This is a genomic window from Sphingomonas sp., assembly GCF_035944535.1.
In the GTDB taxonomy this organism is placed as follows: domain Bacteria; phylum Pseudomonadota; class Alphaproteobacteria; order Sphingomonadales; family Sphingomonadaceae; genus Sphingomonas_B.
In genome coordinates this window covers 242,243-263,953 of record NZ_DASZBC010000003.1, presented here as the reverse complement: position 1 = coordinate 263,953, position 21,711 = coordinate 242,243, and the positions used below count along the sequence as shown (strand labels likewise).

Here is a 21,711-nt window from a genome sequence, read left to right as displayed (position 1 = left end):
CGAAGTCGAGACACGCTTCTCGACTTCGCTCGAAGCGAACGGATAAGGGGGAAGCGTGATAGTGCGCTCCCTCTTTACCACCCCGCTCTACCAAGCCGAACTCGGCGAACCGGCGCTCCTCGACGAACTCGCGGATGCCGTGCGCATGCTCGCTGCCGAGGACCGTGCCGGCCGCGCTTGGTCGAAAGAGAAGGGCTATCGCGGCTACACCTCCTACGCGTCGCTGAACGATCTTCCGCGCCGCGATCCGCGCTTTTCCGACCTCGCCCGCCTGCTCGACAAGCACGTCGTCGCTTTCGCCAAGGCCTGCGCCTTTGATCTGGCCGGCCGCAAGCTCAAGCTCGACAGCATCTGGGTCAACGTCCTGAAGCCGGGCGGCGCGCATAGCGGCCACATCCACCCGCACAGCGTCGTCTCGGGCACTGTCTACGTCGAGACTCCGCTAGGCGGGGGCGCGATCCGTTTCGAGGATCCCCGCCTGCCCCTGCTGATGGCCGCCCCGCCGCGGGCAGAGGACGCACCCGATCCCTTGCGCAGCTTCGTTACTGTCGAACCCAGGCCCGGCACGATCCTGCTCTGGGAAAGCTGGCTCCGCCACGAAGTGCTGCCCAGCACAGCCAAGGCCGAGCGGATCAGCATCAGCTTCAACTATCGCTGGTAGGAGAATGGCATGAAGCTCAACCAGGTCACGGTCGGCGTTCAAGACTATGACGCCGCCGTCAGCTTCTACACCAAGCTGGGCCTGCGGCAGATCGTTTACGCGCCGCCGCACTACGCTCGCTTCGAGACGCCCAGCGGCGAAACCTTCTCGATCGAGTTGGCCAAGGAGACCGGCGGCTCCACCATCGTCTATTTCGAAGTCGAGGATGTGGATGCATTTGTGGCGAGGCTGGACCTGACGTTGACGCAAGAGCCGGTTGACCAAAGCTGGCTTTGGCGCGAGGCGCGCTTGGCCGATCCGTTCGGCAATCAAATCTGCATCTATCACGCTGGGCAGAACCGCCGGTTCCCGCCCTGGCGCGTCGACACCAAGGACTAGGAATGGGTTTTCGTTGCGGGATTGTCGGGCTGCCGAATGTCGGCAAGTCCACCTTGTTCAATGCACTGACCGAGACGGCGGCGGCGCAGGCGGCCAATTATCCGTTCTGCACGATCGAGCCGAATGTCGGCCAGGTGGCCGTGCCCGATCCGCGGCTGGACCAGCTGGCGAAGATCGCGAACTCGGCAAAAAAGATCGAGACGCAGCTCGCCTTTGTCGACATTGCCGGGCTGGTGCGCGGGGCGTCCAAGGGCGAGGGCCTCGGCAACCAGTTCCTCGGCAATATCCGCGAAGTCGATGCCGTGGTGCACGTGCTCCGCTGCTTCGAGAATGGCGATGTGACGCATGTCGAAGGCAAGGTCGATCCGATCGCCGACGCCGAGACGGTCGAGACCGAATTGATGCTCGCCGACCTGGAAAGCCTCGAAAAGCGCGTGCCCAATTTGGTCAAGAAGGGTCAGCAGGGCGACAAGGAATCGAAGATCGCCGCTTCGGTGCTCGGCCAGGCGCTCGACTTGTTGCGTGACGGCAAGCCTGCCCGGCTGACGAGCCCGAAGGACGAGGAAGAGCGCCGCCATTTCGAGCAGGCGCAGATGCTGACGTCCAAGCCAGTCCTCTATGTCTGCAACGTGGACGAGGGCGATGCCGCCGAGGGTAATGCGCTCTCGGCCCGCGTGTTCGAGAAGGCCAAGGCCGAAGGCGCCGAGGCCGTGGTCGTTTCCGCTGCGATCGAGGCCGAGATCGCGACGCTGGAGGCGGAAGATCGCGCCGCCTTCCTGGCCGATCTTGGCTTAAGCGAGACCGGCCTCGCGCGCGTGATCCGCGCCGGCTATTCGCTGCTCGACCTGATCACCTTCTTCACCGCCGGCCCGAAGGAAGCCCGCGCCTGGACGGTGCACAAGGGCGCGAAGGCTCCCCAGGCGGCGGGCGTGATCCATTCCGACTTCGAGCGCGGCTTCATTCGCGCCGAGACGATCGCCTTTGACGATTATGTGAAGCTCGGCGGCGAAAGCGGTGCGCGAGAGGCCGGCAAGCTGCGCCAGGAAGGCAAGGAGTATGTGGTGCAGGACGGCGACGTGATGCTGTTCCGCTTCAATGTCTAAGGCTGCGCGTCGAGCCGCCGGATGCGGTTTGCCAGCGGCGGAGCCAGAGTGCCGGCGGCGGTCACATAGGCTTCGAACGCGTCGATGTCTTCAGGCCCGTTCGGCGCGATCTCGGTGCCTTCGCGAAAGACGGTGAAGTTGTCACCGCCTGTCGCTAGGAAGTTGCTGACCGCCACGCGATAGAGCCTGTCGTCAGCGATCGGAGCGCCGTTCAGCAGCATGTCGAGGATGCGCTGCCCTTGCGGCCGCCGCAGATCGTAGCTGTAGCTGAAGCCCTCCGACACGAGCAGCATCATGGGGCGCTCGACCGTGTTGGCGCCGCTAGCGAATTGCTGCTCCAGTACTGCGCGGATCTGGCTGCCGGTCAGCCCCTTTACCTGCACCACGTTGCCGAAGGGCTGTACGGCATAGAGCTGGCCGTATCTGACGCTCCCATCCGCTCCCGGCACCAGGTCGGCCCGGAGGCCCGCGCTGTTCATGAAACCGATATCGGCTCCGGTCGCCTTGCGCTGCACATCGGCGATCAGGTTGCCGAGCACCGACTCGCCGGAAAGCGTGGTGGTGCGCAGCGCTTCGCCACTCATCCGGCCAACCACGCGCTCGGCGATCGGCTTGGCGGCAGCGACATAACGCGAGACTAGAGCCTGGACGCGCGGCTCGGCCGGGTAGGACGGGAACGCAGCATTGAGCGGCACGGTGCCGGACGGGTTGGTGAAAGCCTCGCCCTGCACAATTAGATTGTCCGCCTGCTTCGACACCACCCGGCCGGCTACCGGATCGATGGCGAGGCGAATGTCGGTCAGGACCGTGCCGCTCCGCCCTGTGCTGGTGACCAGGAAGGGCCGGCTCGGGTCGATCGTGCCATGGTCGCAGACATAGGCGCTATGCGTGTGGCCGGAGACCACAACGTCGATAGAAGGATCGAGCTTCGCCAGGATCGGCAGCAGATCGCCGCTTACTCCGCCGCAGCTTTTGTCGTTGTAGCCGGTCTTGGTATAGAGCCCCTGATGGATCAGGACGACGATCGCGTCCGCTCCGTCAGCGCGCAGCTTGGGGACCAACGCGTTGATCGTGCCGGCTTCTTCCTCGAAGCTTAGCCCGGCAACGCTCGACGGCACCACCAAAGTCGGCGTGTCCTTGAGCGTCAGGCCAATAAAGCCGACCCGCACCGCCGACCGCCCGCGCCCAAAGCTCCGGATCGAGGTCGCGGGCAGCAAAGTCGACCCGTCCGGCTTGCGGACATTGGCCGCCAGGAAGCTGAAGCGGGCACCCGGAAACTCCTTGTCCAGCCGGCACGGCTCCCGGTTGGTGTGCCTGGCGCACCCGCCCTTCTGCATACGCAGCAGCTCGTCAGGCCCGCGATCGAACTCGTGATTTCCGACCGCGTTCAGGTCGAGGCCGATCAGGTTCATCGCCAGGATCGTCGGCTCGTCGAGGAACTGGGAGGAGACGAACGGCGAGGCGCTGATCAGGTCGCCGGCCGCCACTACGACGTTGTTCGGATTGTCGGCCTTCAACCGGGCGACAGCGGAGGCGAGATAGGCGGCGCCACCGGCAGGTACGCGAACGGCGCTCCCGTCCGGAGCGGTGGCGTTGATTGCCCACTTTGGTGGCTCAAGCGCGCCGTGAAAATCGTTGAAGGCGATGATCTTGACCTCGACCGGCGCGGCCCGTCGTTCGGTCACCGTTGCGCAGGCAGACAGCAGCGCCAGCACCGCAAGACTCGCCAGCTTCCGCATCTCGACCTCATTGCTTCGAAACCGCCGCGCCTTTGCCAGCCGCGGCCGCGACTGTCATCCGCCAATCCACGTCTCTGCTCGACCAAGTACGGACGTGAAGCGTGGCGCCCTGCCGCCCGTCATGGTAGAGGCCCGGCTAAATGGGGTGGAGGTGGGGTGGCCTCGAAACGCCTGGATGGCTGGAAAGCGATCGCGGTCTTCCTGAACCGTGACGAGCGGACCGTGCGGCGCTGGGAGGCGACGCGCGGCCTGCCGATTCACCGCATCCCTGGCGGCGAACGTCCGCGCATCTGGGCCGATCCGGACGAGCTCCGGCAGTGGCTGCAAGGCGCCGGCGCGGTAGACGAAGACGTCGGACCAGATCCAGCGACGGCGCCGTCATCCCCGTCCAAGCGTCGGTCGATGCGGGAGATCGCCGGCGCCGCGGCGCTGATCCTGGGCGTGCCGCTCGCCGGCACTCTCTATGTTGTCGCCAAGGCTGACCGTGCCGAGGCGGAGCCCTATGCAGAGCACCCCGCCGCCCGCGAGCTTTATCTTCGCGGCGTGTTCCTGTGGAACGGCCGAACTCCGCGTGGCATCGCCGAGGCCGCAGCCATCTTCGCCCGGCTGGCGCGCGAACATCCCGGCAGGTCGGAGGCGCTGGCGAAGCTCGCCGATTGCTATCTGCTGATGCGCGAGTTCGGCACCATGCCTGATGACGTCGCTTATGCCCGCGCGCGCGAGGCCGCCGAGGCGGCGCTTCGCATCGATCGCCGCTCCGCCTCCGGGCTGCGTGCGCTGGCATTCGTCCGCTTCTGGCACGATGGCGATCCAGAGGCGCTCGAAACTTTCGCGCGCGCCGCCGAGCTGAAGCCCGACAATGCGCAGACCCAGCTCTGGTACGCGAACGCGCTCTCGGCGAGCGGACGCCATGTCGAGGCTCAGGCTGCATTCACTCGTGCGAGGGCGCTCGACCCATCAAATGCGGCAGTGCTGGCTGACCAGGCATTCGACCTGCTCTTCGCCGGCCGAGTGGCCGAAGCCGATCGGCTGGCGAACATGGTCCTCGACGTGCAGCCTGGACTCGTCAGCGCACATCGGGTGCTGGCTTGGGTCGCGCTCAGGCGAGGCGACCACCAAGGGTTTATCAACGAACTGAGTGAATGGGTGCGCCTTCGCGGCGACGAAGCTGCGCTTGCCCGCTACGGCAGGGCGAGACGATTGCTGGCCGAGAAAGGCAGTGTGGCGATGCTGTCCGCCCTCGCGGAAGATGCCGAGGCAGGGCAGCGAAGCAGCGGCTCGGGCTTCATCGAAGCGGCGATGCTGCGCGCCGCCTCCGGCGACAGGTCCGGTGCGGCGAGGCTTCTCGACGCTGCCGAAAGCACCAGCGAGCGCGTATCCGTCCCGGTCGCCCGCCGATACACCGATGTCCGCTAACGCCCGCAACCGCCCGGTCCCACCCCATGCCGTCGGGGTAACGCCTCGGCCATGATCGCAAGTGAGCCTCAGAGGCTCGAGTAAAACAGGGGTGACCTCATCATGTTGAGATATGCGGTGGCGGCCATGCTCGCCACGACCATGGCTGTACCCGCCACTTCGGCGACGTATACATTGTCGTTCAGCGGCACGGTTGCGAACACACAATATTCGAGCTTCCCGGCGTTCAACCGGATCTATGACACCGGTCGGCTGGTGCTCGATGCCAACGACCCGCTCCCGGCCGAGTTGGTTGCTGGCGACCGGATCGAGTTCACGGTTACGCTCGACGATCGCTTCGTCGTTCCGGGCTCCGGCGAGCAGTTCATCGGGCTAAACTTCGAAGGCGATACGACGGGTACTCCGCCTTCCACCAGTGGCGAGATCGAGTTCGCCGACCCTGCCGGGATTGGCACTGGTCCTTTCGGCGTCGGTTGCAGCAACTGCCTGTCGGCGCTGTTCTTCAATGGCGCGAGTGGCAAAGTGAGCTTCACGGGTTTGTCCGGCTTTATTGAAATCGGCAATCTCACCGATCCCTACCAGCTGAGCCAAGTGATTTCGCTCAGCTTTCAAAACTCCAACCCGGTGCCTGAGCCGGCAAGCTGGGCAATGATGATCGCAGGCTTCGCCGCGGCCGGAGCTTTTGCGCGGCGGAGGACCACGGTCGAATCACTCGCATGACTTGATGCCGCTCGAGCGGACGCCGGCTTTCGGCCTCCGCCGGTTGTGCAGCAAGCGACCCTGCACGACTGTCGAGCGGCAGGCGGAGGGGCGGTCGTAATGGTTCCCAACGCGGGCCGCCCCTCCGCCGATCTTGCCGAACGCCTTTTGCCTTGCTCTACCGGCGGGAGAAGAGACGGAGGTGGCTGGTGCAATTCTGGGAAGATATCGAAATCGGCGCCAGGTCCAGCTTCGGCGGCTATGAAGTGACGCGTGAGGAAGTGGTCGAGTTTGCCTCCCGCTACGATCCGCAACCCTTCCACCTGTCTGACGAGGCTGCGGCCAAGACGTATTTCGGCCGGCTCTCCGCGTCCGGGTGGCACACATGCGCGATGCTGATGCGAATGATCGTCGACAATATGGCGAATAACCAGCAGGCCGGGCTCGGCTCACCTGGTGTCGACGAGTTGCGCTGGCTGAAGCCCGTCTATCCCGGGGATAAGCTGCGTGCCGAGAGCGAAGTGCTCGACAAAACTCCGTCGCGCAGCCGGCCGGATATGGGCAGCTATCGGGCGCGCACGACCGTCTTCAACCAGCACGACGAACCGGTCATGTCGCTGGTGTCGATCGGGCTGATCCGCAGAAGACCGGAAAACGGCTGAACGTCGGCTCCGTTCGACGAACGTCGGCCCATGACTTTTGGCAGTATCGACTTCCCCGCTGCAGCCGTTAACGGAACAGCGGTGTTCGACTCGTTGCGAGCTGCTACCGAATGAACAACAAAGCAGCGCCAACCCTCCTGCTTTCTGCACTGCTGCTGATCTCCGCTTGCAGCGATCAGGCGGACAGCGCCAAGAAAGGTCCAGGTGGTCCGGGCGGCCGAGGCGGCACGCCGGAAGTCGGCTTTGTCGTGGTCCAGCCGACATCGGTGGCGATTACGACTGAGCTGGCAGGCCGCACGACACCCTATGCCGTTTCCGAAGTGCGGCCGCAGATTTCCGGCGTCATCCAGCGCCGCTTCTTCACCGAAGGCAGCTATGTCCGGGCTGGACAGACGCTGTACCAGATTGATCCTCGCCTGACCGAAGCAGGACAAGCCCAGGCCCAGGCCAATGTTGCCGCGGCCGAAGCGACGGCCGAAGCGGCCCGGCTCCGCGCGGAGCGGCTGCGCCCCCTCGCCCGGATGCAGGCGGTCAGCCAGCAGGAGTATACCGACGCCGCGGCCCAGGCGCGGCAGGCCCAGGCCGCGGTGAACCAACAACGCGCGGCGCTCCGCACGGCGCAGGTCAATCTCGGCTTCACCCGAGTGCCGGCCCCCATCAGCGGGCGCATCGGCCGTTCGCTGTTCACCCAAGGCGCGCTGGTCACCGCCAACCAGCCCGATCCGCTCGCCACGATCCAGCAGCTCGACCCCATCTTCGTCGACATCCAGCAATCGACCAGCGAGCTGCTCGCGCTCCGCCGCCTGCTGTCGCAGGGCAACGTCATGCCTGCCCGCGCGGCCGTCCGGCTGAAGCTGGAGGATGGCAGCGACTATGGCCTGACCGGCACCATCCAGTTCTCCGAGGTCGTGGTCGATCCTGGCACCGGCACGGTAACGCTGCGCGCCAGCTTTCCCAATCCGCAGGGGCTGCTGCTGCCGGGCATGTTCGTCCGCGCCGTCTTCGCCCAAGCGGTCGACACCCGCGCCTTCCTGGTGCCGCAGCAGGCGGTTAGCCGCGATCCGCAGGGCAATGCTACGGTGCTGGTGGTCGGTCCCGGCAACAAGGCGCAGATGCGGACAGTCCGGGCGGAACGGACGCAAGGCGCCTTCTGGGTCGTTACCGCAGGACTGAACCCAGGCGACCGGGTGATCACGCAAGGACTGGGCCGCGCCCGCCCGGGCCAGCCGGTCAGGCCCGTGCCAGCCAGCGCTCCCCAGCGCATCGATCCGAACCGTTCTGCGCCTGGTGGGCGTGGCGGAGCGGGCAAGTGACGAGTTCGCGACCTGAGCCCCTCTCCTTCAGGGGAGGGGTTGAGGTGGGGCATACCCTCAATCACCTGATCTCTCCTGCCTGCCCCACCCCCTTCCCATCCCCTGATGGGGAGGGGAGAAGTTGATGTCCCGCGTCTTCATCGACCGGCCGATCTTCGCCTGGGTCATCGCGATCCTGATCATGCTGCTCGGCCTCGGCGCGCTCTTCTCGCTGCCGATCGCGCAATATCCCGACGTCGCTCCGCCGCAGGTGAACGTCCGCGCCAACTATCCCGGCGCGAACGCCGAGACGGTCGAGAACAGCGTTACGCAGATCATCGAACAGCAGCTGTCGGGTATCGACGGGCTCCTGTATTTCAGTTCCACATCGAACGCCCGCGGCGGCGTCAATATCAGCCTTACATTCGAGAAGGGCACTGATCCCGACACCGCCCAAGTGCAGGTCCAAAATCGCGTCCAGCAGGCTCTCCCGCGTCTGCCCCAGCAGGTGCAGCAGCAGGGCCTGACCGTCACCAAGTCGAACCCCGACTTCCTCATGATCGTCGCCGTCTACGACCAGACCGACCGCGCGACGAACCGGGACGTATCCGACTGGCTCGAATCGAACATGCGCGACCCGATCAGCCGCTTGCCCGGCGTCGGCGACACCAACGTGTTCGGCTCTCAATACGCGATGCGCGTCTGGCTCGATCCGGCCCGGCTCGCTTCCTACCAGCTGATGCCGGGCGATGTGGTCCAGGCAATCCAGGCGCAGAATACCGAGATCACTGCGGGCGAAATCGGCGGCCAACCCATGCCGCAGACGCAGATGCTGAACGCGACCGTCACGTCGCAGTCGCGGCTGCAGACGCCGGAGCAGTTCCGCGCAATCATCCTGAAGACCACGCAAGCCGGCGCCACGGTTCGCCTGGGCGACGTGGCCCGGGTGGAACTCGGCTCGGAGAATTACAACGCGGTCAGCCGCGTGAACGGGCATCCAGGCGCCGGCTTCGCCATTTCGACGGCGCCGGGCGCGGACGCGCTCACGACTGCCGAACTGGTCAAGGCGGAGGTGGCCCGCGTCGCGCGCAACTTTCCGCCCGGCTACACCTACGCCTTTCCGAACGACGCGACCGACTTCATCAAGCTGTCGATCGAGGAAGTGGTGATCACCCTCATCGAAGCGGTGATCCTGGTCGTGATCGTTATGTTCGTGTTCCTGCAGAGCTGGCGCGCGACCTTGATCCCGACGATCGCCGTGCCGGTGGTGCTGCTCGGCACCTTCGCAGTGTTCGCGGTCGCCGGTTTCTCGATCAACACGCTCACCCTGTTCGGCCTGGTGCTCGCCATCGGGCTGCTCGTCGACGATGCGATCGTGGTCGTGGAGAATGTCGAGCGCCTGCTCGAGGAAAATCCGGACATGAGCCCGCGCGACGCGACCATCCAGTCGATGAGCGAGATCTCGACGGCGCTGATCGCCATTGCCCTCGTCCTCTCCGCCGTGTTCCTGCCCATGGCTTTTTTCGGCGGCTCGACGGGCGTGATCTACCGCCAATTCTCCGTCACCATCGTGTCGGCAATGGTGCTGTCGGTGGTGGTCGCACTGGTGCTGAGCCCTGCCCTTACCGCCACCTTGCTCAAGCCGAAGCATAATGGCCGCATCACGTCGACGCGTTTTCCGCGCCTGGCCGCCTGGACTGAGCGCGCCCGCAACGGCTTCAATCGCGGCTTCGCGAAAATGGTCGACCGCTACACTTACGCGGCGCGCCGGGTGATCGACCGCAAATGGCTGTTCCTGGGCATTTACGCGCTGACCGTGGTGCTGCTTGCTGCCCTGTTCCTGCGCCTGCCGACCAGCTTCCTGCCGACCGAGGATCAGGGCTTCGCCCAGGCTCAGATTCGTCTGCCGGCCGGCGCGACGCTCGCCCGCACCCAGCAGGTGCAGCAGCAGGTGGAAGATTATCTGCTGCGCGGGCCCGAGGCGAAGAATGTCGACGTGCTCTTCACCGTCGCAGGCGGCGGCGGCGGCGGTCCTTCGGGCCAGAACGCCGGCAACGCCTTCATCAATCTCGCCGATTGGGAAGAGCGCGAAGGAGAGGAGAATAGCGCTGAGGGCATCACCGAGCGAATCGGCCGCGCCTTTGGCGGCCTGCGGGACGCGCAGATCTTCGCGCTGGTGCCGCCCGCTATCCGAGGTCTCGGCCAGTCGAGCGGCTTCCAGATGCAGCTGCTGAACTCGGGCGGCCTTTCGCGCGAGGAGTTCAAGGCGGCGCGCGATCGACTGGTCGAAGAGGCGAGCAACGATCCGATGCTGACCGGCGTGCGCCAGAGCGAATTGCCGGACACGCCCAATCTGCGCGTCGACCTGGACCAGCAGAAATTGTTCGTGCTCGGCCTCACTCAGGCCGATGTGAACCAGACCCTCTCCACGGCCTGGGGCGGCCGCTACGTCAACGATTTTATCGACCGCGGCCGCGTCAAGCGCGTCTTCGTGCAGGGCGATGCGCCTTACCGCGCAGCGCCCGAAGACCTGTACCAGTGGTTCGTGCGCGGCCGCGACGGACAGATGGCGCCCTTCTCCTCCTTCGCCCAGACGAGTTGGCAGGTCGGCCCCGTATCGCTCGGCCGTTTCGGCGGCGTGCCCTCCTACGAGATCCAGGGCCAGGCCGCGCCCGGCACCAGCTCCGGCCAGGCGATGGACCGGATGATGGAGCTGGCCCAGCAGATCCCCGGCGTCTCGGTCGCCTGGAGCGGGCTCTCTTACCAAGAGCGTCTGTCATCCGGCCAGGCGCCGGTCCTTTACGGCCTGTCGTTGCTGGTCGTCTTCCTCTGCCTGGCCGCACTTTACGAAAGCTGGTCGATCCCGGTCGCGGTGCTGCTGGTGATCCCGCTCGGCCTTGTCGGCGCGGTGTTTGCCGTGACGCTGCGCGGCCTCCAAAACGACGTGTTCCTGCAGATCGGCCTGCTGACCACCATGGGCCTCGCTGCCAAAAATGCGATCCTCATGATCGAGTTCGCCGAGCAGGCGGAAAAGGCCGGCAAGCGCGTCATTGACGCAGCGTTGGAGGCCGCGCGCATCCGGCTGCGCCCCATCCTGATGACCAGCCTCGCCTTCATATTCGGCGTGCTCCCGCTCGCCATCTCGACCGGCGCCGGCGCCAAGAGCCGCGTCGCGATCGGCACTTCGGTGATCGGCGGCATGCTGACGGCGACCATTCTCGCCATCTTCTACATCCCGCTCTTCTTCGTCCTCGTCCGCCGCGGCGTCCGCGATGGCCGCGAATGGCTGAAGCGGCGGCGGCAGCGGCCGGCGGAGGCGTGACTACTATGCCCCCCACCCCAACACCGTCCGGGCTGAGCCTGTCGAAGCCCTCCCTTCTTTGTGTGGCTGCAAGTTTGGCCCTCTCTGCCTGCACGCTCGGCCCGCGCTACGAACGTCCCGAGCCGCCCATCCCCCTCTCCTGGCCCGCCGGGGACGCCTATCTCCGCCAGTCGGAAGCGGCGCTCCCCACAGTCACCTATCGCGACATCTTCCAGGACCAGCGGCTGCAACAGCTGATCGAAACCGCGCTCGTCAACAATCGGGACCTCGCCGTCGCCGCCGCCAACATCGCGGCGGCGCGCGAGCAGTTCAGGGCGCAGCGTGGCGCCTTCTTCCCGAACATCGTAGCAAGCGCCAGCGCAACGGAGACCGACCGCGGCAACGGTGCTGGCACTGGCGTCGGCAGTGCGGCATCCGGCCGTCAGCTCTTCCTCAACACGCAACTGGGCCTTTCCAATTACGAGATCGATTTCTTCGGCCGCATCGCCTCGCTCACCGAAGCTGCGCGCAACCGCTATTTCGCCACCGAAGCTGCAGCCCGCTCGGTTCGTCTCCTGCTGGTGAGCGACATCGCCGCGGCCTGGCTCACCTACGCCGCGGATCGCGACCTGCTCGCCATTGCCGAGCGCACCGTCGCCAACGCCAGACAGAGTGTGCGCCTCACGCGCCTGCGGCTGGAGGGAGGCATCGCCCCTCGCACGGATCTGCGCCAGGCCGAACAGGTGCTGGAGCAGGCGCGAGCCGATGCGGCTCAGGCGCGCACGTCGCTCGCGCAGGACGTGAACCTGCTGCAGTTGCTCGTCGGCGCTCCGATCGACACGGCATTGCTGCCAGGGTCGCTTGGCGATGCAGAGGAGGGGGTGGCCGAGCTCCCTGCCGGCCTCGACTCAACCATCCTGCTCCGGCGTCCGGACGTGGTCCAGTCCGAGTATCAGCTTCGGGCCGCCAATGCCCAGATCGGCGCCGCGCGCGCCGCTCTCTTCCCCCGCTTCAGCCTGACCGCGGCCCTGGGCTTTGCAAGTTCGACTCTGTCTTCGCTCTTTTCCGGCGACGCGTTCAACTGGTCAATTGCGCCGGGCGCCAGCTATTCCATCTTCCAGGGCGGCGCCGCCCGGGCGAATGTCCGCGTGACAGAAGCGCAGCGGGACGCCGCTCTGGCCACTTACCAGCGCACGATCCAGACAGCCTTCCGCGAAGTCTCCGACGCGCTCGCCCGGCGAGGCACGATCGACGAGGAACTCCGCGCCCAGCGCGCCAACCGCGCAGCTTCCGAAGACAACTACCGTCTCAGCGAAGCGCGTTTCCGCGGTGGCATCGACCCGTTCCTGCAGACGCTGATCGCGCAGCGGAGCCTCTACGCCGCCGAACGACAGCTGGTGGCGACGCGCCTCGGTCGCGCGCAGAATCTGGTCCAGCTCTACCGGACGCTGGGCGGAGACTCGCAGCTCGACGCGCCACTCGCCGGCGGACCGGTTCAGGCTGGACCCACGCCCACGCCCCGCTAAGGGGTCCGCATGACCGACCGTCCCCTCGCTGACCAACTCGCTCTCGTCACAGGCGCCAGTCGCGGCATCGGCGCCGCCGCCGCCGAAGCGCTCGCCCGTGCCGGCGCCCATGTCATCCTGACCGCGCGAACCGCCAACGACCTGGAAAAGATCGAGGAGCGCATTCACCAGGCCGGCGGCACGGCAACGATCGCGCCGCTGGATCTGATGGATGGCGACAGCATCGGTCGCCTGGCGACAGCCGTCTCCAGCCGCTGGAACAAGCTCGACGCGATGGTGCTGAACGCTGCCATGCTCGGCACGCTCGGCCCGGTTCCGGCGATCGATCCAAAGGAGTTTGCCAAGCTCCTGACGCTGAATGTCGGTGCCCAGGCCGCACTGATCGCCGCCTTCGACCCGCTGCTCCGCGCCGCCGCGCCCGGCAAGCTGATTGCCCTGACCTCCAGCGTCGGCGCCAGTCCCCGGGCCTATTGGGGAGCCTATGGCGCCTCCAAGGCGGCACTCGAGACGCTCGTGCTCAGCTATGCCGAGGAACAGCGCAATCTTGGCAAAGTGAAAGTCGCGATACTCGACCCGGGCGCCACCCGCACCAAAATGCGCGAGCGCGCCTTTCCCGGCGAAGACCCGATGAGCGTGAAATCGCCGGAGGTGGTGGCAGAGCGCATTGCTTCGCTTGTCGCCCAAGGTTTCCAGACCAGCCATCGGGAGCGGGTCGAAGGATGATCTACCGGTTCCCAGCGACGGGCCGAGCCCAGACGAGCTCGGATGTCGGTTCCGCTTCCGGCGGGCACCGGGCGCCCGACAGCATTTTTTGGTCGAGAACCTCCGACGCTTGGTCGAGACTGCGTTGCTCGTCTCCCGGTTGAGCCGCAGCTGCCGCGCCAAAGGAGACCCACCGCATGTTTCTGACGCTCGCCCTTGCGCTGAACGCCGCCGAGCCGGTCAAGCAGCCGGAAGCGCTCGCCCTGATCGAAGCCGCGCAGCGGGCGCACGGCGCCGACGCCGCAAAGACGCTCAAGGCGCGCATCGTTTTCGAAGGGAGTTCGATCGATCCTGGCCAGTCGCTCGCCGTCGCCGGCGGCTTTGAACCTTATCCGCGGCGACTATCGATTACCGTCGACAATAGCGCCAATGCGAGCGTCTCCGATCTCGATGCGGCGATCGCGGGCGATTTCCGCTTCCAGACTCACGCGGCAAAAACGGCCGACAAAGGGTTCGCCTATGACAGGCGGACCGGCACGGCCGAGGACCTGCCCGGTGCTGTGCCCGGGCTCGAGATGGCGCTGCCGCACGAAACCCTGGCACGCGTCGCGCGGACTGCGGCCTCGCTGCAGTTGCTGCCGGAGAAGGATGAGCATGTGCGGATTGCCTATGCCTATCCGAACGGCAGGGGCGGCGAGCTGCTGTTCGACGCGCGCACCAAGCTGCTCGCCGGCTATGACACCAAGCCCTCGCCGAGCGTCCATGGCGATCGCTATGCCAGCGTGCGCTTCGGCCCCTATCGCCGCATCGGCGGAGTAGCCGTGCCCAGTGGGGTGGAGGAACGGCAGGTCTCCGTCCTCTTCGGCACGGTCGCGAGCCGTCTCGCGCTCAAGCACGTCGATGAACAGGGTCCAAGCACGACCGAACTGGCGCTACCGGCCGGTGCTCAGAAGGGCGACTATAGCTGGCGACCGCCTTTCTCGGCCAAGCCGCTGGGCGACAATGTGTGGCTGCTCCAGAACGTCACCGACACCAAGGCGCAATGGTCGTACAATGTCCTCGCGGTCGCCTTCGCGGATCATGTGCTGGTGGCGGAGGCGCCGATCGACACGGCCACATCCGAAAAGCTGATCGGCGAGATTGCAAAGCTCGCGCCGGGCAAGCCCGTCCGCTATCTGGTCCAGAGCCATCATCACCAGGATCATCTCGGCGGGATCCGCGGCTATGTGGCGGCGGGCGCGACCATCGTCGCTTCGGCCGAAGCCAAGCCGCTGATCGAGCGGATCGCCCAGACCCATCCCAGCACGCCGGACACTCTTGCCAGGGCGCCGCGTCCCGCAAACGTGCTGGCGGTGCAGGGTTCGCGCGTGTTCGAGGATGCGACCAATCGGGTCGAAGTTTATGATGTCGGGCCCAATCCGCACGCGCGGCAGATGCTCGTCGTCTATCTCCCGAAGCAGAAACTGCTCTACCAGGCCGATCTGGTGAACGCAGGCGAGTATCCGCTCAACGACACCTCGCGCAGCTTCCTCGCCTGGCTGAAGGTCCGGAAACTGCCGGTCGAGACAATGATGGGCCTGCACGGCCGCGTGCTCGACCAGGCGGAGGTTGCGGACCTGGTCGGCGAGGAGCGGCTCGCCGCCCGCTAGATCATCGCCATGCCGCCATTGACGTGCAGCGTCTGGCCGGTGACGTAGCTCGCTTCCTTGCTGGCGAGATACGCCACCGCCGCACCAATATCGCCTCCTTCGCCCAGGCGTCCGGCAGGGATGCGGCCGGTCAGTGCTTCCTTCTGTGCCTCGGGAAGCGCGTCGGTCATCGGCGAGGTGATGAACCCGGGCGCAACGCAGTTGACGGTAATTCCGCGGCTGGCCAGTTCCTGCGCCAGTGCCTTGGACATGGCCGTGAGCGCGCCCTTGGACGCGGCGTAGTTGGCTTGGCCCGGATTGCCGGTCGCTCCGACCACCGAAGTGATCGAGACGATCCGCCCGAAGCGAGCCTTCATCATCGGCTTGGCGGCGGCGCGGCAAAGACGGAACGCAGCCTCAAGGTTGACCCGGATCACCTGGTCCCATTCCTCGTCCTTCATCCGCAGGATGAGGTTGTCGCGCGTCACGCCGGCATTGTTGACGAGGATGTCGAGCTTTCCGCCGAGCGCCTCCACCGCCTGCGGCACCAGCGCGTCCACAGCTGCGGCGTCCGACAGGTTGCAAGGCAGCACCACTGCCTCCCCGCCGACCCGCCCGGCAACCTGGCGCAGCGCCTCCTCACGCGTGCCCGAAAGCGCGACGCGGGCGCCCTGCCCTGCCAAGGCTTCCGCGATGGCTGACCCGATGCCCCCGGACGCCCCCGTGACGAGGGCGGTCATTCCCGACAGATCGAACATATGTCTTACTCCTGAGTTGGATTCGCGCAGAGACGCGGAGACGCAGAGGGGCGGTGATCATTAACAAGCCGCCTAATATTGTCCTTCAGCATCGCGCCGCCGAGGTTGATCAGCAGACCGACAGGTGGGACGGGTCAGGCGAAGATAGGTGAGGAGTTGTTTAGCATGCGCCGCGTTCAGCTTCTCGACCGACTTTACCTCCACTAGTAAACGACCCTCGACCAACAGGTCGATTCTGAAGGCCCCGTCGAAACGCAACCCGTCGAACTGGATGTCGATGGGCTTTTGCCGCTCTACAAGGTAGCCACGCCGTTCAAGCCAGCCTGCCAGCACAATCTCGTAGACGCTCTCAAGGAGACCAGGGCCAAGTTCCTGATGCAGCCGAAAGGCTGCATCGACCACATCGCCACTGATCAGATCGATGTCCTTCAAGCGGTACGGCCTCTCTGCGCCTCTGCGTCTCTGCGCGAACTCATAAGACCTTCGAGACTTGCTCCAACTCGTCCATGCTGACGACGCTCACGGCCTCGGCGTCCGGTGCGATGCGTTTGATCATGGGGGCCAGGACCTTGCCGCCAAACTCGACGAAGTGGTGCACGCCCGCTTCCTGCATGGCGAGCACGCTTTCGCGCCAGCGGACGGTGCCGGTGACCTGCTCGGCAAGCAGCCGGCGGATCTCGCCTGGGTCGGCGACCGGCGCTGCCGTTACATTGGCGAACACCGGCACAAGCGGAGCACGGAGATCGGCCCTGCCGAGCGCTTCTTCCATCGCATCGGCGGCTGGCTTCATCAGCGGGCAATGGAACGGGGCAGAGACGGGCAGCGGCATGGCGCGGCCGCCCGCGCTCTTCACCAGTTCGGAGGCGCGCTCGATAGCGGCCTTGTGGCCCGATATGACGACTTGGCCCGGCGCATTGTCGTTGGCGACGGTACACACCTCGCCCTGCGCCGCCTGCTCTGCGATCTCCGCCACCTGACTGAAGTCCAGCTTCAGGATCGCGGCCATCGCACCCTCGCCGACCGGCACGGCCGCCTGCATGGCCTGGCCGCGCAGCTTCAGCAGCTTGGCGGTGGTGGTCAGGTCAAGCGCTTCGGCCGCGCAGAGCGCCGTATATTCGCCGAGCGAGTGGCCGGCGACGAACTCCGCCTTGTCGGCCAGCCGCAGGCCGCCTTCGCGTTCCAGCACGCGCAGGGTGGCAATCGCGTTCGCCATGATCGCCGGTTGCGCATTTTCGGTCAGCGTCAGCTCGTCGGCGGGTCCTTCGCACATCAGGCGAAGCAGGCTCTGGCCGAGCGCTTCGTCCACCTCCTGGAACACCTCCCGCGCGGCGGCGCTCGCATCAGCCAGCGCCTGGCCCATGCCGACCGCCTGGCTGCCCTGTCCCGGAAAGATGAATGCGCGCATGTCTGACCCCTTGTTGAAGGGGGTGCGCGTAGAAAGGTCAGGTCGCCGATGCAAGCGGCGGGCGTTTGCTCCAGCCGGATGCCGGGGAGTGCGGCAGCCGCGCTTCCGGGATCAACCGGCGCAGCTTGCGGGCGAAGCTGCGCAGGCAAACCTCGCTTGTCCCCAAAGGCCCGGCGACATAGCTCGGGGAAGCCATGCCGGCCTGAACGCGTTCGATCAGCCTGGTATCCTCGGCATTGACCTGCCGGTTGATGCGCCAGTTCAGGTAGCGCGCCGCCCGCATCTCGCGGCGATCGTCGGGCAGCGCATAGCTGATCTCGCGGATGGTGGTCGTAGTCGCGCTCGTCGGCAGGAACTGCATGAAATCGATCTGGTCCGGGTAGATGTCGAAGGCAACGTTCGGCCAGAGCTTGTAATAGAGCCACAGCCGCTGCTGTGCTTCGGGCAGGTGATCGACGCGCGGCAGGAGCCGCTGATAGGCGCGCTCGCTCGGATTGGCAGACGGCCGCTCGACCAGCAGTCCGGACATGCGATCAACATGCTCATTGGCCTCGATCGCGTAGGATCGGCCGAACAACCGCGTCAGTCCCGGGTGCCCGACCGGGATGTGCAAGCCATCGGAATAGTTATCGGCGATCGTCTTCCAGTTGAGCGCGCGTGGGCGCAGCGTCACCCGGCCGATCGGCTGCAGCTCCTCGAAGCGATAGGGCGCAATCTCATGCTCGTAGGGCGCCATCATCTTTGCCACAGAGGGCGCGCCCGGCTCCAGCGTCACGAAGAGGAAGCCGCGCCACACCTCCATCGCGATCGGCACCAGACCCAGCTTGCCTTGATCGAGCCCCGGATACTCGCTCTTCATCGGCACGCCCGACAGCCGGCCGTCCAGGTCATAGGTCCAGGCATGATAAGGGCAGACGAGCTTCTTAGCGCAGCCCGCCTCGCCATCGACCAGCCGTGAGCCCCGATGGCGGCATATATTGGCAAAGGCGCGCACCTCGCCGTCCTCGCAGCGCACGACGATTACGCTCTCGCCCAGATACTCCAGGCTCCGCCACTCGCCGGGGCGCGCCAGCTCGTTCACATGGCACACCACCTGAGGAGCGGCACGCAGGAATCGCGCGACTTCGGCCTGGAAGAACTCAGGATCGTGATAGAGCCAGCCCGGCAGCGACAGGTGATCGTCGGGATCGATGTCGGTGGCGGCGAGTCGAACGGTCTGCGCGGTCATGACGTAGCGTCTTAGCGCGCGCCGCCGCTCCGTGATACTGTGCCGTCAAACAGAAGGAGAGGCGCCATGCACGATCTGGTCATTCGCGGCGGGACGGTGGTGGACGGGTCGGGCGGCAAGCCGTTCATGGCCGATGTCGCGGTCGACGGTGGGTTGATCAGCGTTGTCGGCACGGTCTCCGCCGCTGGACGCGAGGAGATCGATGCGGCGGGCAAGATCGTCATCCCGGGCTTCGTCGACATCCACACCCATTATGACGGCCAGGCCACTTGGGATCCGGAGATGGCGCCTTCGTCCTGGCACGGCGTCACCACTGTCGTGATGGGCAATTGCGGCGTCGGCTTCGCGCCGGCGCGACCAGATCGGCACCAGTGGCTGATCGGCCTGATGGAAGGCGTCGAGGACATTCCCGGCACCGCTCTCGCAGAGGGCATGAGCTGGGACTGGGAGAGCTTCCCAGACTATATGGCGGCGCTCGAGAAGCTGCCGCGCACCATCGATGTCGGCTGCCACGTGCCGCATGGGGCCGTGCGCGCCTATGTGATGGGTGAGCGCGGCGCACGCAACGAAATCCCGACCGAGGCGGAGATCGCCGAGATGTCGCGCATCGTTGAGGAAGGGCTGCGCGCCGGTGCCCTCGGCTTTTCGACCAGCCGCACCGTTATCCATAAGTCGATCGACGGCGAACTCGTCCCGGGCACCACCGCCACCGCTGAGGAGCTGATCGGCATCGGCCGGGCGATGGCGAGGGTCGGCCATGGCGTGTTCGAAATGGCGTCGGACCTGCAGCCGGAATGGAACGAGTTCGGCTGGATGGAAGCGCTGTCGAAGGAAACCGGCCTACCCGTCACCTTCGCCATGCTCCAGTCGCCGCTGAAGGCGATGCACTGGACCGAGCAGATGGCGTCGACGCGCGGCGCGAATGACAATGGCGCCAATGTCGTTGCGCAAATTTCGCTCCGCGGCACCGGAATTCTCATGAACTGGCGCGGCACGGTCCACCCGTTCCGCATGCGCCCGAGCTGGCAGGCCATCGCCGAGCTGCCTTGGCCGGAGCAATATGCCCGGCTCTCCGATCCCGCTGTCAAGGCGCAGCTGCTCGGCGAAGCCAACCTGCCACCCGAGCATCCGGACATCGCTCCACTGCTGATGATCGTGACTGGCGGCTGGGGCATGCAGTTCCCGCTCGGCGACATACCGGATTATGAGCCCGCACCTGAAGAAAGCATTGCCGCCCTCGCCTCCGCTCAGGACCGCGATCCGGCGGAGATTGCCTATGACCTGCTGATGGCCGACCAGGGCAACGGTTTCATCTATCTGCCGTTGTTGAACTATGCGGACGGCAATCTCGATTTCGTTCGCGACTTGCTGTTGAACCGCGACGATATCGTCATCTCGCTGTCGGATGGCGGCGCCCATTGCGGCACGATCTGCGATGCCGCTTCGCCCACCTTCCTGCTCCAGCATTGGGTGCGCGACCGCAAGCGGGGCACCATCCCGCTCGAACTCGCCGTCCGGCGCCAGTGCCGCGATACGGCTTTGCTTTACGGCCTCCACGATCGAGGCTTGGTCCGCCCCGGTTATCTCGCCGACCTGAACGTGATCGACCTGGACACGCTCGCGCTCGAAAAGCCGTACCTCGCCTGGGATTTGCCAGCCGGGGGCCGCCGGCTGCTGCAAAGGGCCCGTGGCTATGTTGCGACGGTGAAGTCGGGCGAAGTCACGTTTCGGAACGGCGAACTCCAGCCCGCCCGACCTGGCAAGGTCATCCGCGGCCCGCAGTCGGAGCCGCTGGCGATCGCGGCAGAGTAGAGGCAATGCCGGACTATAGCTTCGTTGACGAGATGCTGGCAGAGTTACCTCCCCAGGCCGACGACAAGGCTTGGTCGCCGATCGTCAAGGAACTCGTCGACTTGTGGCTGTACGACTACAGCACGTTCGGCTCACCGAGCGGCTCGGTTTGGACGACGGTTGACAAGGCCAACTACCTTTTCAGCGTTACCGACTCTCGGCTGATCGCCGCCTGGGGCGTCAGCGGCGGGCGGGTTGACCATAAGCGAGACAGCAGCCGGCAGAAACAAAGCCCCAAAGGCGGGGATACCTATGTCCATCGCGGCCACGCCATTCCGCATACTTTGGGCGGAGGCCTGGACATCAACCTGGTGCCACAGCTGGGGCGGATCAATACGGGGCCGTTCCAGATCCTCGAGGGGGAGGCGCGGGATCATCCCGGCGCTCTCTATTTCACCTACTGGTCGTATAAGCTCAGCGATATCCGAGGCGGTCCGCGTGCACAGCGGCCCGGGCGCGTGGAACAAGGGCTCCTGATCCCGGGTCAGGCTGCCAAGATCAGCCGCTTCATAAACTAGGGTCCCCGATCAAGTGCCGGCCTAGTGTCAAGCCGTCACAGCCTGTGGGCTACGCCGCCGCATCGCCGCGCCGACAAAGCCGAAGCCGGTGATCATCATCGCCCAGGTGGCGGGTTCCGGCACGACGGCGAGGTTCGTCAGCTTGAAGCCGTCGATGCGTCCGTCCGCGTTGGTCCAGTCGGACCCGATCATCCAGAGATTGCCCCATTTGTTCTGGATGTTGATGTTACGGGTGTTGTTGCCGGTGAGGCTGGTCAGCGACGAATAGGAGCCGGCGAAAAGCGCGTTCAGCACCGATACGTTTTTGTCGTTGATGAAGGGGGCCATGCTGCTGTTCCAAGGATTCTGCGTCCAGCCATATTTGATGGTCGCGTCGCTATCTTTGGTGCCGCCCAACACGCTGTAGGTGTTGAAGGTCGCGGTCAGCAGCCGCACGGGCGCATCGAACTGCAAAAGAATAAAGTCCTTGCGCACGCTGTTGTCGATAGTGTGGCGGTTATTGTCGCCATTGCCGTCGTCGCCAGAGATTACGCCCAGGCCACCGTCATAGACCATGAGCTTGGAATCGCGCACGAAGGTGTTTGTGCCGATCTTTTCGAGGCTCCAGGCCGTCGCGCGCACCTTGAAAGTGCCAAGGTTTGGCGACGTGGCGCTGAAGATCCGTGCATTGCCGTCCTGGACATTGCTATTGCTGCCGACGGTGAAGTTGAACACAGCAGGGATCGGCATTGCTGCATACGCCGCACTGGCGCTCGCCACGGAAACGGCACCGACGAAAGCACCGAGAACATAAGCCCGCATTTTCATAACCCCCTGACGACACCCCCGTCCCCTCACCCCGGAG

Annotated in this window: 19 protein-coding genes; 13 read left to right on the top strand and 6 right to left on the bottom strand. The window is 65.6% G+C overall.

Features of this window, described 5'->3' with window-relative positions:
* Positions 1 to 55: 55 nt before the first annotated feature.
* The 3 genes from VGT77_RS03165 to ychF are packed head-to-tail and all read left to right on the top strand — an operon-like array spanning position 56 to position 2,142.
* Entirely contained in the window at positions 56 to 661 is a 606-nt protein-coding gene (locus tag VGT77_RS03165; RefSeq protein ID WP_327459485.1) for a TIGR02466 family protein, read from the top strand.
* Positions 662 to 670: 9 nt separating this feature from the next.
* Positions 671 to 1,039 carry a VOC family protein gene (locus VGT77_RS03160; RefSeq protein ID WP_327459483.1) on the top strand — a complete coding sequence of 123 codons (369 nt, stop codon included), beginning with the start codon at positions 671 to 673 and terminating at the stop codon, positions 1,037 to 1,039.
* Between the two features lie 2 nt (positions 1,040 to 1,041).
* Positions 1,042 to 2,142 (top strand): redox-regulated ATPase YchF, encoded by a 1,101-nt coding sequence (gene ychF / locus VGT77_RS03155; RefSeq protein WP_327459481.1) that lies wholly within the window; start codon positions 1,042 to 1,044, stop codon positions 2,140 to 2,142.
* Here ychF and VGT77_RS03150 read toward each other — a convergent pair.
* Entirely contained in the window at positions 2,139 to 3,881 is a 1,743-nt protein-coding gene (locus VGT77_RS03150; RefSeq protein WP_327459479.1) for a bifunctional metallophosphatase/5'-nucleotidase, read from the bottom strand. The two genes, ychF and VGT77_RS03150, sit on opposite strands and share 4 nt — an antisense overlap.
* A gap of 156 nt (positions 3,882 to 4,037) precedes the next feature.
* On the opposite strand from VGT77_RS03150, the gene VGT77_RS03145 reads away from it, so the two are divergent.
* The 8 genes from VGT77_RS03145 (at position 4,038) to VGT77_RS03110 (ending at position 15,128) form a co-directional block, all read left to right on the top strand.
* Complete coding sequence (locus VGT77_RS03145; protein WP_327459477.1) at positions 4,038 to 5,297, top strand: tetratricopeptide repeat protein; 1,260 nt, start codon at positions 4,038 to 4,040, stop codon at positions 5,295 to 5,297.
* 126 nt (positions 5,298 to 5,423) lie between these two features.
* Positions 5,424 to 6,017 carry a PEPxxWA-CTERM sorting domain-containing protein gene (locus VGT77_RS03140; protein WP_327459475.1) on the top strand — a complete coding sequence of 198 codons (594 nt, stop codon included), beginning with the start codon at positions 5,424 to 5,426 and terminating at the stop codon, positions 6,015 to 6,017.
* Positions 6,018 to 6,205: 188 nt separating this feature from the next.
* Complete coding sequence (locus VGT77_RS03135) at positions 6,206 to 6,658, top strand: MaoC family dehydratase (RefSeq protein WP_327459473.1); 453 nt, start codon at positions 6,206 to 6,208, stop codon at positions 6,656 to 6,658.
* Positions 6,659 to 6,768: 110 nt separating this feature from the next.
* Positions 6,769 to 7,971: an efflux RND transporter periplasmic adaptor subunit gene (locus VGT77_RS03130; RefSeq protein ID WP_327459471.1), complete on the top strand. Its 1,203-nt coding sequence runs from the start codon at positions 6,769 to 6,771 to the stop codon at positions 7,969 to 7,971.
* A 121-nt stretch (positions 7,972 to 8,092) separates the two neighbouring features.
* Positions 8,093 to 11,272, top strand: coding sequence for an efflux RND transporter permease subunit (locus tag VGT77_RS03125; RefSeq protein WP_327459469.1), 3,180 nt, complete (start codon positions 8,093 to 8,095; stop codon positions 11,270 to 11,272).
* 5 nt (positions 11,273 to 11,277) lie between these two features.
* Positions 11,278 to 12,777 (top strand): efflux transporter outer membrane subunit, encoded by a 1,500-nt coding sequence (locus tag VGT77_RS03120; protein WP_414713351.1) that lies wholly within the window; start codon positions 11,278 to 11,280, stop codon positions 12,775 to 12,777.
* A gap of 9 nt (positions 12,778 to 12,786) precedes the next feature.
* Positions 12,787 to 13,500 carry an SDR family NAD(P)-dependent oxidoreductase gene (locus tag VGT77_RS03115; RefSeq protein ID WP_327459465.1) on the top strand — a complete coding sequence of 238 codons (714 nt, stop codon included), beginning with the start codon at positions 12,787 to 12,789 and terminating at the stop codon, positions 13,498 to 13,500.
* Positions 13,501 to 13,676: 176 nt separating this feature from the next.
* Positions 13,677 to 15,128 carry an MBL fold metallo-hydrolase gene (locus tag VGT77_RS03110; RefSeq protein WP_327459464.1) on the top strand — a complete coding sequence of 484 codons (1,452 nt, stop codon included), beginning with the start codon at positions 13,677 to 13,679 and terminating at the stop codon, positions 15,126 to 15,128.
* Here the strand turns inward: VGT77_RS03110 and fabG are convergent.
* The 4 genes from fabG to VGT77_RS03090 all read right to left on the bottom strand — a co-directional run bounded on the left by fabG (position 15,125) and on the right by VGT77_RS03090 (position 18,498).
* Entirely contained in the window at positions 15,125 to 15,865 is a 741-nt protein-coding gene (gene fabG / locus VGT77_RS03105; RefSeq protein WP_327459461.1) for a 3-oxoacyl-[acyl-carrier-protein] reductase, read from the bottom strand. The genes VGT77_RS03110 and fabG overlap by 4 nt on opposite strands.
* A gap of 72 nt (positions 15,866 to 15,937) precedes the next feature.
* Complete coding sequence (locus tag VGT77_RS03100; RefSeq protein ID WP_327459459.1) at positions 15,938 to 16,297, bottom strand: GxxExxY protein; 360 nt, start codon at positions 16,295 to 16,297, stop codon at positions 15,938 to 15,940.
* Positions 16,298 to 16,337: 40 nt separating this feature from the next.
* A complete protein-coding gene (gene fabD / locus VGT77_RS03095; protein WP_327459458.1) occupies positions 16,338 to 17,270 on the bottom strand; it encodes an ACP S-malonyltransferase in 933 nt (310 codons plus the stop codon).
* A 37-nt stretch (positions 17,271 to 17,307) separates the two neighbouring features.
* Positions 17,308 to 18,498, bottom strand: a complete 1,191-nt coding sequence (locus VGT77_RS03090) for an aromatic ring-hydroxylating dioxygenase subunit alpha (RefSeq protein ID WP_327459456.1) — start codon at positions 18,496 to 18,498, stop codon at positions 17,308 to 17,310.
* A 66-nt stretch (positions 18,499 to 18,564) separates the two neighbouring features.
* Here VGT77_RS03090 and VGT77_RS03085 point away from each other — a divergent pair, with 66 nt between their 5' ends.
* Together VGT77_RS03085 and VGT77_RS03080 are read left to right on the top strand one after the other, a co-directional pair.
* The gene (locus VGT77_RS03085; protein WP_327459454.1) at positions 18,565 to 20,310 is read left to right on the top strand and encodes an N-acyl-D-amino-acid deacylase family protein; all 1,746 of its coding nucleotides are present in this window, start codon (positions 18,565 to 18,567) and stop codon (positions 20,308 to 20,310) included.
* A gap of 5 nt (positions 20,311 to 20,315) precedes the next feature.
* Positions 20,316 to 20,867 (top strand): hypothetical protein, encoded by a 552-nt coding sequence (locus VGT77_RS03080; protein ID WP_327459452.1) that lies wholly within the window; start codon positions 20,316 to 20,318, stop codon positions 20,865 to 20,867.
* Between the two features lie 27 nt (positions 20,868 to 20,894).
* Here VGT77_RS03080 and VGT77_RS03075 read toward each other — a convergent pair whose 3' ends face one another.
* On the bottom strand, positions 20,895 to 21,668 hold the full coding sequence (locus VGT77_RS03075) for a PEPxxWA-CTERM sorting domain-containing protein (RefSeq protein WP_327459450.1): 774 nt from the start codon (positions 21,666 to 21,668) through the stop codon (positions 20,895 to 20,897).
* Positions 21,669 to 21,711 lie beyond the last annotated feature (43 nt).